This is a genomic window from Bradyrhizobium sp. ISRA436, assembly GCF_029910015.1.
Lineage (GTDB): Bacteria > Pseudomonadota > Alphaproteobacteria > Rhizobiales > Xanthobacteraceae > Bradyrhizobium.
Genome location: NZ_CP094519.1, coordinates 7,168,665 through 7,187,022, shown reverse-complemented (window position 1 = coordinate 7,187,022; position 18,358 = coordinate 7,168,665). Strand labels below are relative to the sequence as shown.

At 66.2% G+C, this 18,358-nt stretch carries 16 protein-coding genes; 8 read left to right on the top strand and 8 right to left on the bottom strand.

The features are described from left to right. Window positions 1-238 precede the first annotated feature (238 nt). From MTX23_RS33415 to MTX23_RS33400, 4 genes are all read right to left on the bottom strand, one after another. Entirely contained in the window at window positions 239-976 is a 738-nt protein-coding gene (locus MTX23_RS33415; protein WP_280974318.1) for a response regulator, read from the bottom strand. Further along, on the bottom strand, window positions 973-2,721 hold the full coding sequence (locus MTX23_RS33410) for a DUF3369 domain-containing protein (RefSeq protein ID WP_280974317.1): 1,749 nt from the start codon (window positions 2,719-2,721) through the stop codon (window positions 973-975). Before MTX23_RS33410 ends, MTX23_RS33415 begins: the two co-directional genes overlap by 4 nt. Further along, entirely contained in the window at window positions 2,691-4,682 is a 1,992-nt protein-coding gene (locus MTX23_RS33405) for a HAMP domain-containing sensor histidine kinase (protein WP_280978309.1), read from the bottom strand. Before MTX23_RS33405 ends, MTX23_RS33410 begins: the two co-directional genes overlap by 31 nt. A 97-nt stretch (window positions 4,683-4,779) precedes the next feature. Continuing rightward, a complete protein-coding gene (locus tag MTX23_RS33400; protein ID WP_280974316.1) occupies window positions 4,780-5,025 on the bottom strand; it encodes a hypothetical protein in 246 nt (81 codons plus the stop codon). A 259-nt stretch (window positions 5,026-5,284) separates the two neighbouring features. Here MTX23_RS33400 and ugpB point away from each other — a divergent pair, with 259 nt between their 5' ends. Beyond that, window positions 5,285-6,523, top strand: a complete 1,239-nt coding sequence (ugpB, locus tag MTX23_RS33395; RefSeq protein ID WP_280978308.1) for a sn-glycerol-3-phosphate ABC transporter substrate-binding protein UgpB — start codon at window positions 5,285-5,287, stop codon at window positions 6,521-6,523. Window positions 6,524-6,629: 106 nt separating this feature from the next. Further along, window positions 6,630-7,583 carry a phosphotransferase gene (locus MTX23_RS33390; protein ID WP_280974315.1) on the top strand — a complete coding sequence of 318 codons (954 nt, stop codon included), beginning with the start codon at window positions 6,630-6,632 and terminating at the stop codon, window positions 7,581-7,583. 30 nt (window positions 7,584-7,613) lie between these two features. Here MTX23_RS33390 and MTX23_RS33385 read toward each other — a convergent pair whose 3' ends face one another. Next, window positions 7,614-8,144 carry a MarR family winged helix-turn-helix transcriptional regulator gene (locus MTX23_RS33385; RefSeq protein WP_280974314.1) on the bottom strand — a complete coding sequence of 177 codons (531 nt, stop codon included), beginning with the start codon at window positions 8,142-8,144 and terminating at the stop codon, window positions 7,614-7,616. A gap of 157 nt (window positions 8,145-8,301) precedes the next feature. Here MTX23_RS33385 and MTX23_RS33380 point away from each other — a divergent pair, with 157 nt between their 5' ends. Further along, on the top strand, window positions 8,302-10,158 hold the full coding sequence (locus MTX23_RS33380; protein ID WP_280978307.1) for a feruloyl-CoA synthase: 1,857 nt from the start codon (window positions 8,302-8,304) through the stop codon (window positions 10,156-10,158). 339 nt (window positions 10,159-10,497) lie between these two features. Here the strand turns inward: MTX23_RS33380 and MTX23_RS33375 are convergent, their stop codons facing one another. Beyond that, complete coding sequence (locus MTX23_RS33375) at window positions 10,498-11,022, bottom strand: MarR family winged helix-turn-helix transcriptional regulator (RefSeq protein ID WP_280974313.1); 525 nt, start codon at window positions 11,020-11,022, stop codon at window positions 10,498-10,500. 82 nt (window positions 11,023-11,104) lie between these two features. On the opposite strand from MTX23_RS33375, the gene MTX23_RS33370 reads away from it, so the two are divergent. The 3 genes from MTX23_RS33370 to MTX23_RS33360 are packed head-to-tail and all read left to right on the top strand — an operon-like array spanning window position 11,105 to window position 13,913. Beyond that, entirely contained in the window at window positions 11,105-12,307 is a 1,203-nt protein-coding gene (locus tag MTX23_RS33370) for a cytochrome P450 (RefSeq protein WP_280974312.1), read from the top strand. An 11-nt stretch (window positions 12,308-12,318) separates the two neighbouring features. Further along, window positions 12,319-12,642, top strand: a complete 324-nt coding sequence (locus MTX23_RS33365; protein ID WP_280974311.1) for a 2Fe-2S iron-sulfur cluster-binding protein — start codon at window positions 12,319-12,321, stop codon at window positions 12,640-12,642. A gap of 59 nt (window positions 12,643-12,701) precedes the next feature. After that, entirely contained in the window at window positions 12,702-13,913 is a 1,212-nt protein-coding gene (locus MTX23_RS33360; RefSeq protein WP_280974310.1) for an ABC transporter substrate-binding protein, read from the top strand. A gap of 58 nt (window positions 13,914-13,971) precedes the next feature. Here MTX23_RS33360 and MTX23_RS33355 read toward each other — a convergent pair whose 3' ends face one another. Both MTX23_RS33355 and MTX23_RS33350 read right to left on the bottom strand, forming a co-directional pair. Further along, complete coding sequence (locus MTX23_RS33355) at window positions 13,972-15,246, bottom strand: NAD(P)/FAD-dependent oxidoreductase (protein WP_280974309.1); 1,275 nt, start codon at window positions 15,244-15,246, stop codon at window positions 13,972-13,974. Window positions 15,247-15,363: 117 nt separating this feature from the next. Beyond that, window positions 15,364-16,770 (bottom strand): MFS transporter, encoded by a 1,407-nt coding sequence (locus MTX23_RS33350; protein WP_280974308.1) that lies wholly within the window; start codon window positions 16,768-16,770, stop codon window positions 15,364-15,366. Between the two features lie 159 nt (window positions 16,771-16,929). Between MTX23_RS33350 and MTX23_RS33345 the strand changes: the two genes are divergently transcribed. Both MTX23_RS33345 and MTX23_RS33340 read left to right on the top strand, forming a co-directional pair. Continuing rightward, entirely contained in the window at window positions 16,930-17,238 is a 309-nt protein-coding gene (locus tag MTX23_RS33345; RefSeq protein ID WP_280974307.1) for a hypothetical protein, read from the top strand. A 19-nt stretch (window positions 17,239-17,257) separates the two neighbouring features. Beyond that, complete coding sequence (locus MTX23_RS33340; RefSeq protein WP_280974306.1) at window positions 17,258-18,163, top strand: sigma-70 family RNA polymerase sigma factor; 906 nt, start codon at window positions 17,258-17,260, stop codon at window positions 18,161-18,163. Window positions 18,164-18,358 lie beyond the last annotated feature (195 nt).

Below are 18,358 nucleotides of genomic sequence, written 5' to 3'. Positions count from 1 at the left end.
GGATTTTTGCGCGAATTGACAGCCTTTGGTGTGTGGATTCTGGGTGTGCCGCACAGCCAATTGTCGTCCTGGCGAAGGCCCGGACCCATTACCGGGTGGTTGTTGTTGGGGCTTCGCTGGGGCCCCAGCTTTGTCAAGCTGAGGCAGTCGTGGTTATGGATCCTGGCTTTCGCCAGCACGACATCAAAAGGCGCGGCTGGCTTTCGACGGGACGACGAGCAAATTACGGACGAGAAAACTAAGCCTTATCGCCGGTCGGTGAGAACAGATAGCCGCCGCCCCGGATGGTTCGGATCACAGACGGCTTGGTCGGATCGAACTCGATCTTGCGGCGGATGCGCATGATGCGCAGGTCGACGGCGCGATCGAAGGCTTCGGCATCGCGCGCATTGGCGAGTTCCAGCAGCCGCTCGCGCGACAGCACGCGCTTGGGATTGGCCGCGAACACCTTCAGCAGGCCGAATTCGGACGCCGTCAGCGGGTGCTCATTTCCCTCGTCGTCGCGCAGCGCCTGGGCCTCGAGATCGAGCCATTTGGTGCCGAACCGCACCAGATGCTCCTTTTGGGCCTTCGCGCTCGCCGGCTCCGGCGCGGCCGTCTTCGCAGGCCCGCTTCGCCGCAGCACCGAGCGGATGCGCGCCATCAGCTCGCGCAATTCGCAGGGCTTGGCGACATAGTCGTCGGCGCCGAGCTCGAGCCCGACCACACGGTCGATCGGGCTGGCAGTGGCTGTCAGCATGATGACGGGGACGTTGATGCGGCTCTTGAGGTCGCGGATGATCGACAGCCCGTCTTCCTCGGGCATATTGAGGTCCAGCACGACGAGATCAGGCGTGCTGGTCTCGATCTCCTTGCGCAGGCTCTTGCCGCCATCGCACAGCGTCACGCCGAAGCCGTGCATCTTGAGGTAATCGCCGACCATTTCACGGGCCGGCGCCTCGTCGTCGACAATGAAGATATGCGGTGTCTGGCTCATGATGTCTCTGTCGCCGGCAATGTAACCGTAAAGGTCGATCCTTGTCCGGGGCCTGGGCTCTGCGCGGTCACATGGCCGCCATGCATGTCGATGATGCGCTTGACGATCGAGAGCCCCAGGCCGGTCGAACTCTCGCCCGCGGTCGGCTTGGCCGACAGCCGCTGGAACCGGCCGAACAGCCGGCCGAGGTCCTCCGGGCTGAGGCCGGGGCCCTGGTCGGCGATGCGGATCACGGTGTTGTCGCCCTCGTGGCTGATCGTGACCGTGATCTTGCCGCCGATCGGCGAATATTTGATGGCGTTGCTGACGAGGTTGTCGATCGCCTCGCGGATCCGGTCGGCGTCGCACATCGTGACGAGTTGCGGCGGCCCCGAGACCGAGATGCTCTGCTGCTTGTTGACCGCCGAAGGCTGGTTCGCCTCCGTCACCTCGTTGACGAGGGCTGCGACGTCGACCGGCTCGCGGCGGATGGTGATGTCGAAGGCATCCGCCATCGCATCCGAGATCAGATGGTCGACCATCGAGGTCAGCCGCCTGGTAGCGTCCCTGATATGCTCGACCTGCGCGGTGACGTTTTCCTTGGGCGAGCCGGCGCCGATCAATTCCGTCAGCATCTCGGTGCGACCGAGGATCACGCCGAGCGGATTCTTCAGGTCATGGGCCACGGTGCCGAGGATCTCGTTCTTGAAGCCGTTGGCGCGCTGCAGCCGCAGCCACTGCGCCGACAGCCGCCGGTTGGCCTGCATCAGCGCGCGGGTGCGCTGCGCGACGCGGTCTTCGAGCTGGGTGTTGGCCTCGTGCAGTTGTTGATAGAGGATCACGTTGTCGAATGCGATCGACAGCCGGCTCGAAAAGATCTCGACCAGCGCGCGGTCGGTGTCGGAGAGCTGGCGCTCCGCCTGCAAAAGCACCACGACCTCGCGGCCGCTGCCGGTGCGCGAATAGAGCACGCTGCGGTGATCGGCGAATTCGTTCTTGCGGCGCTGGAAGGCCGCTTCCACCATCTCGCGCAAGTCGGGGTCGAGCGCCTTCGAAGAGGTGGTGCCGATGAAGCGGCTGTAGCAACCGGAGCAGGCCAGCACCGAGAAATCGTCGGCCGCGGCATTGCCGTTGTCGCGCAGCACCAGGATGCCGGCGCAGTCGACATTGAGCAGCGAGGCGAGCTGGGTCAGCACGCCTTCGGCCAGTCGCTGCATCGACTTGAAATCGTACAGCGTCGAGGCGGCGTCGATGATGATCTCGAGCCCGCGCCGCGTCTGCACCATGCGCTCGAGCTGCTGGTAGCTGCGCAGCGCGGCGGTCAGCGAGGTGAACAGCTTGTCGGCGGTGAGCTCGGTCTTCGCCTTGTAGTCGTTGATGTCGTACTGCACGATGACGCGCCGTTCCGGCGCCTGTCCGGGCTGGCCGGTGCGCAGGATGATGCGGACGGTCTCGTTCTTGATCTCGTTGCGGATGTATTCGACGAGCTCGAGGCCGGCGACGTCGGTCTCCATGATGACGTCGAGCAGGACGGCGGCGACGTCGGGGTTGTCCCGCATCAGCGTGCGACCTTCGGCAGCCGAGTAGGCCGAGAGGATTTCCAGCGTCGCGCCGTTCAGATTGTAGTCGCTGAGCGCGAAGCGGGTGCCCTCATGCACCGCTTGATCGTCGTCGATGACGGCGATCTTCCATTTGCGCGCCGGCGAATCCTCCAGGGGACTCTCGGTATCGTCGATCAGGTGGAGGACATCGTCCTGTTCGGCCATTGACTGGTTCCGTCGGCTGCTGCGTCAGTGATAGTGGGCACGCCCTTGGCGATCCTCGGCATGATAATGCGAAAAGTGGTGCCTTGTCCCACCCTTGACTCCAGCATCATGCGTCCGCCGAGCTGCTGGGTGACGAGGTTGTAGACGATGTGCAGGCCAAGACCCGTGCCGCCCTCGTTGCGGCGCGTCGTGAAGAACGGGTCGAACGCCTGCCGCTGCACGTCGGGCGTCATGCCGGCTCCGTCGTCGGCAAAGATGATCTCGATATCGTCGGCCCCGCGTGCCCGCGCCGAGATCGAGATCGCGCCGGAGCGGCCGTCCGCGAAGGCATGATTGACGGCGTTGAGGAAAAGATTGGTTAAGATTTGCCCATAAGCGCCGGGGTAGCCGTCGATCAGCAGGCCTTCGGGCACATCGACCGTCAGCGTGACGGCGGCCTTCTTCAGCACCGGCCGCAGGCTCGCGACGATCTGGTCGGTTGATTCGGTTAAGTTGAACTGGCGCGGCTCGGCGTGCGACCGGTCGACGGCAACCTGCTTGAAGGACTGGATCAGCTCGCCGGCGCGCTGCAAATTGGCGACGAGCTGCTGCGATGCATCGCGCGAGGTGCGGACGAATTCGTCGAGCTTCGAGCGGCGCAGCGGCCCGCTCTTCAGCTCGCTTTCGAACATTTCGGCGCGCCGGGCGAAGCTCGAAGCGACCGTGAGGCTGATGCCGATCGGATTGTTGACCTCGTGCGCGACGCCGGCGACGAGGCCGCCGAGGGCCGCGAGGCGCTCGGCATCGATCAGGTTCTGCTGTGCGGCGTTGAGTTCGAGCAGCGCGCTCTCGGCCTTTTCCTTGGCGGTGCGCAGCTCGTCCTCGGTCTTGCGCTTGGCGATGGCGTTCTCGCGGAACACCTCGACGGCGCGGGCCATCGCGCCGACCTCGTCCTTGGCCGATGCCCCCTGCACCGGCCGGTCGAGATCACCCGAGGTGATGGCGCGCATCGACGCCATGATCTGCGCCAGCGGCAGCCGGATCGACAGCGCGATCATCACGCCGGCGGACATGATGACGCCGAGGAAGATCACGGCGATCGACAGCACCCTGCGCGAGATGGATGACAGTGTCCTGTCGAAGGTCTCCTGCGCCTTCTGCTCGCGCTGGCGCATCTTGGCCGAGAGGTCGTCGATTGCGCCGATCGCGTCGGCCTGGCTGGCGTCGATGGTGTTGCGCAGCAGCTCGGTGCGGTTGGCGAGTTGCTCGCTCAGCCTGGCGAGACCGTCGCGCAACTCCGCTGTCTTGACCTTGAGCCGCGCCAGCGCCATGCGCTGCAAGTCGTTCTCCGCAAGATCGGTCATGATCGGGATCGTCTTCTCGATCGTGTCGGTGTTGCGGCGGGCTTCCTCGGCCGATTCCGGAGCGAGCGACAGATAGTAGGTGTTGGCAGCGACCAGGAGCGACGTGAACGCTTCGCGGGACTTGCCGAGCGCCGGCCAGATCTGCGCGTCGCGATGGCCGGTCGCGCCCTCGATGATCGAATAGAGGCCCGCCATGTCCCTGGTCGGCGCCAGCACCTGCTCGTTATAGGTCTTGGAGATCTTGGCCTGCACGGCGCGCAATTCGCCGAAGCCGTCGAGGAAGCGGCTGGTGACACGTTCAAGCTCCTCGACCGACCCCGACAGCATCGGGTCGGTCGAGGCGCGCGTCGTCAGCGTGCCGAGCACGGCCTCGCGCAGCAGCAGGATCTCCGCGAACAGGTCTGGGCTTGGCTGATTGATGTAGCGATGGATCAGGTTTTGCAGGCGGCTCGTCTCGCTTTCGAGATTGGCCAGGATCCTGTCGGATTTCCGCACCTGGCGGACATCCTCCCAGGCCGAGCCGAGCACCTTGGAGCCGTTCCAGATCAGCACCGCGAGCACGATCACGACGGCGGAGTTGAGCAGCGCGATCGAGAGGATGCGCCAGCGGATCGGCACCGACCGCAGCAACTGGACGATACGGAAACGACCCTGCGGGCCGAAGCCCGGCGGCGATCCTGCATTCCTGTCTTGTTGCGGCGCCGCCAAGTTTCGGTCACTCCACCTTGCGGATGCGTTCGATCAGCGCGGCTGCCGCGGGATCGTGCTCGGCATTGGCATCGACGCCGGCCACCGCAGCCTCGAACGGCTTACGGTCGAAATCGGTCACGATCTTGACGCCGGAGTCCTCCGCCTGCACGCGGAATTCGCGCGCAAGCGCATGCGCCGAATCCGCCATTGGCAACAGCGCGACGACGAGCGTCATGGTCCGCGAACGGCAGGCGCGGCGGTACACAGGCAACAATTCCCCTTGTGATCTGTGTCCAGGGCGGGAAGAAAAGGTTCAACACATTTAGCAGAAGGCCGGTGGTTCGCCCATTGGCCAAATCGTTAATTCCGCGCTGCAACCACGAGCATAGATTGAAACCGCCGACGTGGCGGCTTATGACGGCACGTCGCCACCGGGAACGGTCATCGTGAAGTTCGGCTGGAAAGTTCTGCAGCTCGCCGCCGCAGCGGCCCTTCTGCTTGTGTCGCCGGCGCAAGCCAAGACCGATATCATGTGGTGGCACGCGATGTCGGGCGAGCTCGGCAAGCAGGTCGAGAAGCTCGCCGCCGATTTCAACGCTTCGCAATCCGATTACCGGATCGTGCCGGCTTACAAGGGCAACTATACCGAGACCGTCACCGCCGCGATCTTTGCATTCCGCTCGCGCAGCCAGCCGGCGATCGTTCAGGTCAACGAGATCGCCACCGCCACCATGATGGCGGCGCGCGGTGCCATCTATCCGGTATTCGAGCTGATGCGCGATCAGTCGGAGGCGTTCACGCCATCGGACTACCTGCCTGCGGTCGCCGGCTATTACGCCGATGTCGACGGCAACATGCTGTCGTTCCCGTTCAATGCCTCGACGCCGATCCTCTACTACAACAAGGACATGTTCCGCTCGGCCGGGCTGGATCCGGACGTGGCGCCGAAGACCTGGCCCGACGTCGGCATCGCGGCGAAGCGGCTGCGCGCGGCGGGCATGATGTGTGGGGTGACGACGTCATGGCCGTCATGGATCAACATCGAGAATTTTTCCGCCTTCCACAATCTGCCGATCGCAACCCGGACCAACGGCTTCGGCGGGCTGGACGCGCAGCTGATCTTCAACAACCCGATCGTGGTGCGTCACATCACGCAGCTCGCGGAGTGGCAGACGACGAAGATCTTCGACTATAGCGGCCGCGGGCAGGCGGCGGAGCCGCGGTTCCAGAAGGGCGAATGCGGCATCTTCATCGGCTCGTCGGGCACGCGCGCCGACATCAAGGCCAATTCGAAGTTCGAGATCGGCTACGGCATGATGCCGTATTATCCCGATGTCCAGGGCGCGCCGCAGAACTCGATCATCGGCGGCGCCACGCTATGGGTGCTGCGCGACCGTCCGCCCGCCGAATATGCCGGGGTAGCGAGGTTCTTCGCCTATCTGTCGCGGCCCGAGGTGCAGGCCGCCTGGCACCAGAACACCGGCTATCTGCCGATCACCCGCGCCGCGTTCGATCTCACCCGTGCGCAGGGCTTCTACGACCGCAATCCCGGAACCTCCATTTCAATCGAGCAGATCACGCTGAAGCGGCCGACCGACAATTCGAAGGGCATCCGGCTCGGCTCGTTCGTTTTGATCCGCGACGTGATCGAGGAGGAGCTCGAGCAGGTCTTTGCCGGCAAGCGAACCCCGCAGGCCGCTATGGACAACGCCGTCGAGCGCGGCAACCATCTGCTGCGCCAGTTCGAGCGCGCCAATCCGGATCAGTGAGGCGCAGCGACCTTTGTTCCTCCCGTCATTGCGAGCGAAGCAATCCATCGTACCACGGAGAAATCGATTGCTTCGTCGCTTCGCTCCTCGCAATGACGGCTGACCCATGACGTCGGTCCTCCCACTCCTCACCGACTACGACACCTATCGCGCCTGGCGCGGCGACACCTCGCGCTGGCTGCCGGTTGCGCGCGAGATCGCCGATGGCCACGGGCTGCGGTGCGATGCACCGCATGTGTTCTCGACCGGCACGAATCTCGTCATCGGGATCGGTGACGATCTGATCCTCAAGATCTTCCCGCCATTCCTGCGTCCGCAATTCGTCTCCGAGCGCGCCGCACTGATGCAGTTGCGCGGCAGGCTCGGCATTCCGATTCCCGAGATCGCAGCCGTCGGCGAACGCGACGGCTGGCCCTATCTCGTCATCACCCGTCTCGCCGGCGTCGTGGGCTCGGAGGTGTGGCCGTCGCTGCCCGACGCGCAGAAGGAGCGCGTGCTCGCCGAGATCGGCGCCGTGATCGCCGAGGTGCAGCGCGTGCCGCCGGGCGCGCTCTCGGCGATCGAGCCGCGCTGGGATGTGTACATCCGCGGGCAGATCGCGCAGTGCAGGGCCCGCCACGAGCGGCTCGGACTGCCGCAGAAATTGCTCGCCGGGCTCGACGATCTCCTGCGCGACGCAGCTGAGCTGATCCCGATGAATGCGCCGCCGGTGATCCTGGTCGGCGAGTACATCCCGGAGAATTTCCTGCTGGCGCGGAGCGGCGACGGCTGGCATGTCGCCGGGCTGTTCGACTTCGGCGACGTGCAGACCGGGTGGGGCGAGTACGACCTGCTCGGCCCGAGCGCGTTCATGGCGGCCGGCCATCCGCGCCGGGTGCGCAGCCTGTTCGACGGCTTCGGCATTTCACGCGAGGACGTGACGTTCGCGCTGAAGCGGCGGCTGATGGCGCTGATGCTGCTGCACCGGGCGTCCGATCCCGTCAGGCACATCTGCATCGAAGGCTGGCCGGACAGGGTCGACGATCTCGTGCAACTGCAGGAGCTGATCTGGCCCGGCTGATGGCGCGGCCTGATCAAGCTTGCCGAATCGTCAGGTGAAGCTGGAGAGGATCTGCAGTAGCCGCTCGCGGTTCTCCTTGCCGATCTTGTCGGCCACATGCCGCTCGTGCTTGGCGGCGAGCCGCTTGAACTGCGACAGGGCGGCTTTGCCTGATACGGTCAGGTGCAGCGCATGGGAACGGCGGTCGGTGGCGGACGCGCTGCGGCTGACGAAGTCGCGTTCCTCGAGGCTGTCGAGCAGATGCACCAGCCGCGCCCGCTCGATCCCAAGCCGTTTCGCCACCGCCATCTGGCTGAGCCCGGGATTGGCGCCGATCACGGTCATGACCGAGTACTGAGTCGGGCGGATATCGACCGCAGCAAGCGTCTTGATGAAGTCCTGGAAGATCCAGAGCTGGAAACGCCGCACCGCGTAGCCGGCGTGGCCGACCAGCGCGTCGAGGCCGATCTCGCCGTCCACGTCGTCGCCGTGTGCGCCGCCGTTCGCGCTGCGCGCCGAGGGGCGGCGGATTGCCGCTCCCGGTCGGGCCGCCTTGCGCGCCGCCTGTTGTTTCCTCGCCATGACCAGATGCTAGCGCGACGCCGTCACGGGGGAAAGATTGTTGTTGACGACAACAATTGGTGTCCGCAACATTATGGCCAAAGAGCCTGGATGGGACACGCGGCACTTTGCTGCCATGCGATGTCTCCACAACACGGGCGAGGAGGAAACCATGACGATGGCCACCGCCAGCGGAGACAATCCGAGCAGCCTGTTCGCGACGCCTGCGATCGTCGCCGATCGCCGCGCCGATGGCAGCATCCTGGTCCGCTCCACCACGCCGCTGAAGGAAAGCGCCCGCTGCGTCGGCGACTGGCTGGAGCATTGGGCGCGGCAGGCGCCGGATCGCATCTTCCTCGGCGAGCGCGGCAATGTTGACGCGCCCTGGACCACCGTCACCTATCGCGATGCGCTCGGGATCGTGCGTCGTGCCGCATCCTGGATCCTCGGGCACGGGCTGAGCGCGGCGCAGCCGCTCGTCATCCTCTCCGACAACAGCATCGACCATGCGCTGTTCGCGCTCGCCGCCCAGCATGTCGGCGTGCCCTCGGCCGCGATCTCGCCGGCCTATTCGCTGATGTCGAAGGACTTCGACAAGCTGAAGGGCATGGTCAGCCTGCTCGGGCCCGGCGCGATCTATGTCGCGAGCACCAAGCCGTTCGCGGCGGCGCTTGCCGCGATCAAGCCGCTGCATCAGGCGACCATCGTCAGCGGCCATCCCGACGATGCCGACGCGTTGCCGTTCCGCAGCATCGCGGCGACGGCGGAAACGCCCGACGTCGCAACGGCTTTTGCGGCGGTGACGCCTGACACGATCGCAAAATTCCTGTTCACGTCGGGCTCGACAGGCACGCCGAAGGCAGTGATCAACACCCAGCGCATGCTGACCTCGAGCCAGCAGGCCAAGGCGCAGACCTGGACGTTCCTGGAAGCCTCCGGTGAAGATCTGATAATCGTGGACTGGCTGCCCTGGAGCCACACCTTCGGCGCCAACCACAATTTCAACCTGGTGCTGCGCAACGGCGGCACGCTCTATATCGACGGCGGCAAGCCCGCGCCCGGCCTGTTCGCGACCTCGCTCGCCAATCTGCGCAGCGTGGTGCCGACGGTGTATTTCAACGTGCCGCGCGGCTTCGACATGCTGATCGCGGCGTTGCGCACCGACGAGGAGCTGCGCCGCAGGTTCTTCGACGGGACGAAGTTCGCCTTCTATGCCGGCGCGGCGCTGCCGCAGAACCTCTGGGATGCTCTGGAAGAGCTGTCCCTTGCAACCGTCGGCCGCCGGCTGCCGATGGTGTCGGCCTGGGGCTCGACCGAGACCTCGCCGCTGGCGACCGATTGCCATTTCCTCGCCAAACGCTCCGGCAATATCGGCGTGCCGATCCCCGGCACCGAGCTCAAGCTGGTGCCGTCGGGCGACAAGTTGGAGGTGCGGGTGCGCGGCCCGAACGTCACGCCGGGCTACTGGAAGGCGCCCGATCTCACCGCGCAGGCCTTCGACGAGGAGGGATTTTACCTGATCGGCGATGCCGTCACCTTCGCCGATCCAGACAGGCCCGAGCTCGGCCTGTTCTTCGACGGCCGCGTCGCGGAGGACTTCAAGCTCAATTCCGGTACCTGGGTCAGCGTCGGCACGCTGCGCGTCGCCGGGATCGCTGCGCTGGCGCCGCTCGCGCAGGACATCGTGGTCACGGGTCATGGCCGCGACGAAGTCCGCTTCCTGGTATTCCCGAATATCGCCGCCTGCCGCGCGCTGGCCGGGCTGCCCGAGAGCGCAGGCGCCCGGGAGGTGATCGGCCATCCCGGCGTTCGCGGCGCGATCGCGCAGGGGCTGGCGAAGCTGAAGGCGCAGGGCGGCCATTCCTCCGGCCATGCCACCCGCGCGCTGCTGCTCACTGAACCCGCCTCCGTCGACGGCGGCGAGATCACCGACAAGGGCTATATCAACCAGCGCGCCGTGCTGACGCGCCGCGCCGCCGCGGTGGCGGTGTTGCAGGATGATGCCGCGGTCGAGCCGATCGCGTGTGCGGGGTGAGGTCTTTGGCGCGAATTAACGCGCGCTTCCAGTTGCTGCATCGGGGGTACGTCCCCTCCCCCGCGAGCGGGAGAGGTGCAGCAAACCTGCGGCGGGCAGCCCTAAGCGAGTTCCGGTTCCCGACTGCTTCCTATCGCCGCGCCGCACACGTCTGTCTTTTTAGTTGCCACGGCAACTAAGCTGTGCGAGTTTTCGCTCCAATCAGGCTCGGCCGGTCAACGGCCTTGCGTTTTGGGAGGACAAATGCTGCGCAGCACGGCGCAAACGGCACGGATAACTGTCGGAAGCTTGCGGAACGCCGCGGAAGCGCCGGATGGCGCGCCCGATCCGGCCGTGCGGTCAGGTCGGGCTTTGCCCGGTCACGGTGCCGAGATTCTCGTGCAGCCGGCGCAGCAGGTCGATCAGCACCTCGCGCTCGTCCTTCTTCAGGCAGGACAGCAGCCGCCGCTCGCGCTCGAGCGCCGCGACGATCACCTTGTCGTGGACGGCGCGGCCGCGGGCGGTCAGGGTGATCGAATGGGTGCGGCCGTCATCCGGTGCGGTGCGGATCGTCACCAGCCCGCGCTTCTGCATCGCCGCGAGGTTGCGGCTGACCGGCCCCTTGTCGAAGCCGATGACGTGGCAGATCCGCGAGGCCGGAATGCCCGGCTCGATCGCAAGCTGCGATATGATCCGCCACTCGGTGACGTTGACGCCGAAGTTCTTCTGGTAATAGGCGGTTGCGCTGTTCGACAGCTTGTTGGCGATGAAGGTGACGAGCCCCGGCACATAGCGGTTGAGGTCGAGCAGCGGGCCGTTGGCGGCCTCTGCGGGATCGGCCGGTTTCGGCCGGCGGGGCTTTCGGGGAAGGGGCTGACTGCTCATCTCTCGAATCATCGCTGCGAAACCATTCGGGAGCAATAGACTTGCGCCCTGTCTTGACAAGATCAAACCTCGGGAGGTCCTGATGACTGCAACAGCCAGTACGTCCGTCCCGCATCTCGACGTCGATCCGTTCGCGCTCGAATTCTTCGCCGACCCGTTCCCGGCCCATGAGCGGCTGCGCGAGGCCGGGCCGGTGGTCTATCTCGACAAGTGGAATGTCTACGGCGTGGCGCGCTACGCCGAGGTCCACGCGGTGCTGAACGATCCCGCGACCTTCTGCTCCAGCCGCGGCGTGGGCTTGAGCGACTTTGCCAAGGAGAAGCCGTGGCGGCCGCCCAGCCTGATCCTGGAGGCCGATCCGCCGGCGCATACCCGCACCCGCGCGGTGCTGAGCCGGGTGCTGTCGCCGACCGTGATGAAGCAGGTCCGCGACCGCTTCGCCGCCGCCGCCGAGGCGCGGGTCGATGCGCTCTTGGAAAGGCGAGAGTTCGATGCGATCGAGGACCTGGCGGAAGCCTATCCGCTGTCGATCTTCCCGGACGCGCTGGGGCTGAAGCCGGAGGGGCGCGAGCATCTGCTGCCCTATGCCAGCCTGGTGTTCAACGCCTTCGGCCCACCGAACCAGCTCCGGCAGGAGGCGATCGCGCGTTCGGCGCCGCATCAGGCCTATATCGCCGAGCAGTGCCAGCGCGAGAACCTGGCGCCCGGCGGCTTCGGCGCCTGCATCCATGCCCGGGTCGACGAGGGCGAGATCACCGCGACCGAAGCGCCGCTTCTGGTGCGCTCGCTGCTGTCGGCCGGGCTCGACACCACGGTCAACGGCCTCGGCGCCGCGGTCTATTGCCTGGCGCGCTTCCCCGATCAGTGGGCGCTCCTGCGCAAGGATCCGGGGCTGGCGCGCAACGCCTTCGAGGAGGCGGTGCGGTTCGAGAGCCCGGTGCAGACCTTCTTCCGCACCACCGCCCGCGATGTCGAGCTCGGCGGCGCGCAGATCCCGGAAGGCGAGAAAGTCCTCATGTTCCTCGCTGCCGCCAACCGCGATCCCCGGCGCTGGGACAAGCCCGACACCTACGACATCACGCGCCGCACCTCCGGCCATGTCGGCTTCGGCTCCGGCATCCATATGTGCGTCGGCCAGCTCGTCGCGCGCCTCGAAGGCGAGGTGATGCTGTCGGCGCTGGCGCGCCGCGTCGCCAAGATCGAGATCACGGGCGAGCCGAAGCGCCGCTTCAACAACACGCTGCGCGGGCTCGACAGCCTGCCTGTGTCAATCACGCCGGCCTAGCGAGGATGTCAATGCCTGCAATCACCTTCATCCATCCGAGCGGCGAGAGCACGCGCGTCGAGGCCAATGACGGCGAGAGCGCGATGCAAGCAGCGACCCGCAGCGGTCTTGACGGCATCCTGGCCGAATGCGGCGGCAACGTGATGTGCGCGACCTGCCACGTCTATGTCGACGAGGCCTGGCTCGCCCGCTTGCCCGAAAGGGCCGACGACGAGGACGCGCTGCTCGACGGCACCGCCGACGAGCGCCGCGCCAACAGCCGGCTGTCCTGCCAGATCAAGCTGTCAGGCGCGCTCGACGGCCTCGTGCTGCGGCTGCCGGAGCGGCAGGTCTGACGCTTTTCAGTTAGCCGGCGCGGTGCCGGCGCAAGACCTGATACAATGGAGGGGAGACAATGAAGGGCTTGGGGGTTGGTCTGGCGCTGGCATTGGCCTGCGTCGCGGGCAGCGCACGCGCGGAGATTTCCGACAATGTGGTGCGCATCGGCGTGCTCAACGACATTTCCGGTATCTTCCAGGACACCAACGGCATGGGCTCGGTGGAAGCCGCGCGCATGGCGGCGGAGGATTTTGGCGGCGGCGGCAAGGGCATCAAGGTCGAGATCGTCTATGCCGATCACCAGAACAAGGCCGATGTCGGATCGGCGATCGCGCGCAAATGGCTTGATGTCGAGGGCGTCGATGCCATCGTCGACGTGCCGAACTCGGCCGTCGGCCTTGCCATCAACACCATCGTGCGCGACTCGAGGATGACGTTCCTGGCGTCCTCCACCGCAAGCTCCGATCTCACCGGCAAGGCCTGCTCGCCGAACACCATCCAATGGGTCAACGACGCCTGGGCGACCGGCAACACCACAGCCGCCGCGATGATGCAGCGCGGCGGCAAGGACTGGTATTTCGTCACGGTGGATTATGCGCTCGGCAAGGGCATCGAGGCTGAGGCGACCAGCTACATCGAGAAGCACGGCGGCAAGGTGCTCGGCTCCAGCAAGCATCCGCTCGGCACCTCCGACTTCGCCTCCTTCCTGCTGCAGGCGCAGAATTCCAAGGCCAAGGTGATCGGCCTCGCCAATGCCGGCGGCGACACCATCAACGCGGTGAAGCAGGCGGCCGAGTTCGGCATCCAGCAGAGCGGCCAGACCATGGTCGCGTTCCTGCTGTTCGTGAACGACATCCATGGCATGGGGCTGAAGGTCGCGCAGGGCCTGCAGCTGCTCGAGGCCTTCTACTGGGACATGAACGACGACACCCGCGCCTTCGCCAAGCGGTTTGCCGCGCGTCCCGGCATGAACGGCAAGATGCCGAGCGGCAACCAGGCTGGCGTCTACGCCTCCACGCTCGCCTATCTCAACGCCGTCGCCGCCACCGGCAGCGACGACGCCAAGGTGGTGGTGCCGCAGATGAAGACCTTCAAGGGCAAGGACAAACTGTTCGGCGACGTCACCATCCGCCAGGACGGCCGCGTCATCCACCCGATGTATCTGTTCGAGGTGAAGAAGCCGGAGGAGTCGAAGTATCCGTACGACTATTACAAGCTGATCGCGACCATCCCGGCCGGTCAGGCGTTTCGTCCGCTCGCTGATGGTGGGTGTTCGTTGGTGAAGTGACGCTGTTGCCGCGTGCAGCGGTGCGCCCCCTTCGGATCATCGCGTGGCAGCACGAGCCCTACTGCGCCACCTTGCTGCTGCCCTGCGTGATCAGCCGCGCGGCGCGCTGGTCGCGGGCGTGGATCCAGAGCCAGCTCAGCGCCACAGCGATGCGGTGGCGCACGCCGATCAGGAAGTAGATGTGGGCGATGCCCCAGATCCACCATGCGAGTGCGCCGCGCAGCTTGAGCCAGCCGAAATCGATCACCGCGAGCCGCTTGCCGATCTGCGCGAGGCTGCCGGCGTGCTTGTAGCGGAACGGCGGCAGCGTCCTGCCCTTGAGTCGCGCCTTGATCGCAGCTGCGACGTAGCGACCCTCCTGCTTGGCGGCCGGCGCGATGCCGGGCACCGGATTGTCGTCGGGATCCTTGATCGTGATGGTGTCGCCCACCGCGAAGATGTCGGGATGGCCCGGCACCGTCAGATCGGGCTCGACCTGCAGTCGGTAGGCGCGATCGGCCGGCGCGTTCAGCCATTCGGCGGCGCGGGAGGCGCGCACGCCGGCGGCCCAGACGATGGTGCGCGCCGCCAGTTTCTTGCCGCCATAGACCACGCCGTCGGCCGAGCATTCGGTGACCGCTTCGCCCAGCATTACCTCGACCCCGAGGCTTTCCAGCGAACGCTGCGCATAGGCCGAGAGATCCTCGGGAAAGCCCGCCAGCACGCGCGGGCCGGCCTCGATCAGCACCACGCGCGCCTTGCGGGTGTCGATGTGGCGGAAGTCGCGCGGCAGCGTGTCGTTGGCGAGGTCGGCGATGGTGCCGGCCATCTCGACGCCGGTCGGGCCGGCGCCGATGATGACGAAGGTGAGCAGCGCCGCGCGTCTTTCCGGATCGGTCTCGCGCTCGGCGCGCTCGAAGGCGACCAGGATGCGCCGCCGCAGCGTGGTGGCGTCCTCCAGTGTCTTCAGCCCGGGCGCGAACGGCTCCCATTCGTCATGGCCGAAATAGGCGTGGCGCGCGCCGGTGGCGAGGATCAACGTGTCGTAGGGGACGCTGTCGCCGTCATCGAGCAGCACGCGTTTTCCCGCGGCATCGACGCCGTTGGCATTGGCAAACAGCGTCGTCACCTCGGGACGGTCGCGCAAGAGATAACGGATCGGCCAGGCGATCTCGCTGGTCGCAAGCGAAGCGGTCGCGACCTGATACAATAGCGGCTGGAACAGATGGTGGTTGCGGCGGTCGATCAGCGTGATCTCGACCGGCGCGCCGGCCAGCCCGAAAGCGGCCTCGAGCCCCCCGAAACCGGCGCCGACAATCACCACACGATGAGGTTTGGCCGGCGCGTCTGTCATTGGGATCTTGCCCCCGGTTTCGAACGGCTTCGTCACCTCCGATTATGCATTCATTCGCAGCTCCATTCCAAGACGAATTGCGTGATCGCCCGATAGCAAAACCCTATCGTCACAGCGTCACGCGTCCTGCGGCGCGGCCGCGCCCAGTGCGCGGTGCCGCGCCGGCAGGACAAATCCCGCGGCCGCGCCGGCCAGCGAAAGCGTCGCGGCGAGGCTCATCGCCGCGGCAAATCCGCTCTCGAAATGAACAGCGGAATCGGCGGCGCCATTGGCGGAGAACTCCGCCACCAGCGCGGCGATGCCGAACATCCCGCCGAGGAAGCGGCCCATGTTGAAGGCGCCGGAGGCCTTGCCGATCTCGGTCACCGACACCGAGCTCAGAACCGCGTTCTGCGCCGCCGGCATCGCCATCGACACCCCGACGCCGGCCAGCACCAGCGGCGCGACCAGGTCGGCGTAGGGGATGGTGGGGCTCACGATCTCGCTGATCCAGCCGAGCCCGATCGCCTGCATCAGCAAGCCCGTCACTACCAGCGGCCGCTCGCCGAACCGGTTGACGACGGCGCCCGCGACCGGCGCCGTGACGAACAGCGTCGCGGTCCAAGGCAGCAGGCGAAGCCCGGCGCTGAAGGCGTCGAAGCCGAGCGTGGTCTGCAGGAACTGCGGCAGCAGGAACAGCACGCCATACATCGCGGCGTAGAACAGCACGCTCGCCGCCATCCCAGATGCAAACGCGCGCGACGCGAACAGCCGCATCGGCAACATCGGGGTTGCCGTGCGCAATTCCCACAGCACGAAACCGGCCGCGAATACGGCGCCGGCGGCCAGCGTCCCCATCACCTCGGCGCTCGCCCACCCCACAGCGTTGCCGCGCAACAGGCCCCAGACCAGCGCCAGCGCCGCCGCGGCAACCAGCGACAGCCCGGTGATGTCGAGCGGCGCGGCCGGGCCGAAGCTTTCTCGCAGGCGCGTCAGCACCAGCGCGATCACGGTCAGGCCGATCGGCAGGTTGATCCAGAAGATCCAGCGCCAGCCGAGATGGGTGGTGATGAAGCCGCCGATGGCGGGGCCGACGATCAGCGCGCAGCCGGTGATGCTGCTGAAAATGCCGAGCGCGCGGGCACGCTCCTCCCGGCCGAACGCGCCGCTCAGGATCGCCATCGCCAGCGGCATCACGAGCGCAGCTCCGGCGCCCTGCAGCGCGCGGGCAGCGATCAGTGCTTGCGCGTTGCCGGCCAGTGCGCAGGCGGCCGATGCCACGACGAACAGGGCGATCCCGGCCGCGAACATCCGGCGCCGTCCGAAGCGGTCGCCCAGCGCAGCGCCGGTCAGGAGCAGCACCGCGAAAGTGAGGTTGAAGGCGTTGACGGCCCATTGCAGCGTCTCCACCGCGCTGTCGAAATCGGCGCGGATGGTTGCGAAGGCCGTCGTAATGATCATGGCGTCGAGCGCTATCATGAAGGATGCCAGCGCGGTGACGCCGAGCACCCAGAGCTGCTCGGCGCGAGCGATCGGGGTCTGCATTTTTGCTCTCCATGGCCGCGCCGCCCGGTTGCGGCGCGCTTCGCCGCCAAGACGAGGCGGGAGAGGCAAAGGATGCAGCGCGAAATTATTTTTCCCGGACCGCATCCTTTGCGGGCCGGCAAACGTCCTTGGGGCACGATGACCCCAAAGGAGCGACCCATGAGACGGACCCTGATCAGGTATAAGGCGAAGCCGGAGATGGCGGACAGGAATGCCGAGCTGGTGAAGGCGGTGTTTGCCGAGTTGAAGGCGGCGCAGCCGGACGGCGTGCGCTATCTGACGCTGCGTCTGGAAGACGATACCTTCGTGCATTTTGTCGAGGCCGCGGCCGAAGACGGCTCGAGCCCGATCCCGAAGCTTGCCGCGTTCCAGGCATTCCAGGATGGCATCCGCGACCGCTGTGCCGAACCGCCATTGGTGCGCGGCGCCAGCATCGTCGGCAACTACCGTATGCTGAAGGAGTCCTGACCGGAGTCGGAGTGGAATGATGTCAGCATCGCCTGTCGTCGATCTCAGCCAGCATCTTTCGGCGTTGCGCCCGAAGCTGCATCGCTATTGCGCGCGCATGGTCGGTTCGGTGATCGACGGCGAGGATGTGTTGCAGGACACGCTGATCAAGGCGGTGGAAGCCTTTGCTTCCGCCGCCCCGATCCAGAATGTGGAAGCCTGGCTGTTTCGGATCGCCCACAACACCGCGCTCGACTTCCTCAGGCGGCGCAACCGCCAGGAAGCGCTCCGCTCGCCGGAGGAGGTGGACATGATGACCGGAGAGCTCGATGACGTCACCCGCCGCGAGATCGCAGTAAGCAGCCTGCGCACTTTCATGCGGCTGCCGGTGGCACAGCGCGCCAGCGTGATCCTGATGGATGTGCTCGGCTGCTCGTTGGCCGAGGTCTGCGACATCATGGATTTCAGCCTGCCCGCGGTGAAGGCGGCGCTGCATCGCGGCCGCACGCAGCTGCGCCAATTCGCCAGCGAACCGGACGATGCACCGCGGCCCGGCCTGTCGGAGACGGATCGCATCCGGCTGAACGCCTATGTCAATCGCTTCAACGCGCACGACTTCGATGCCATCCGCGCCATGATCGCCGACGACATCAGGCTCGAGCTCGTCAACCGCACCAGGCTGAACGGCAAGACCGAGGTGTCGCGCTACTTCGGCAACTATTCCAAGGCCAGCGACTGGCGCCTGGTGCCGGGGCAGGTCGAGGGACGTCCGGCCATCCTGGTGTTCGACCCGAACGAAGCGAACGCGCCGCCGAGATATTTCATGCTGCTCGACTGGTCGGCCGACAAGATCGCCGCCATCAGGGATTTCCGCCATGCACCCTATGCCATCGAGGGCGCTGAGTGGGCGGTGGATGCGGGGTGCGTGCTCCTCCATTCCAAGTAAGGCGAGCACAGCTCTTAGGCTCCCTCCCCCCTCGCGGGGGAGGGTTGGGGAGAGGGGTGAGCCGCCGGCGCGACGATCGATGAGGGCATCGTCCTCGCAACTTGCGTTTTGCTTGGCGTCGTAGCGATACGGAGAGTGCGCGTCGTGTGGCACCCCTCTCCCTAGCCCTCTCCCGCAAGGGGAGAGGGAACCTGT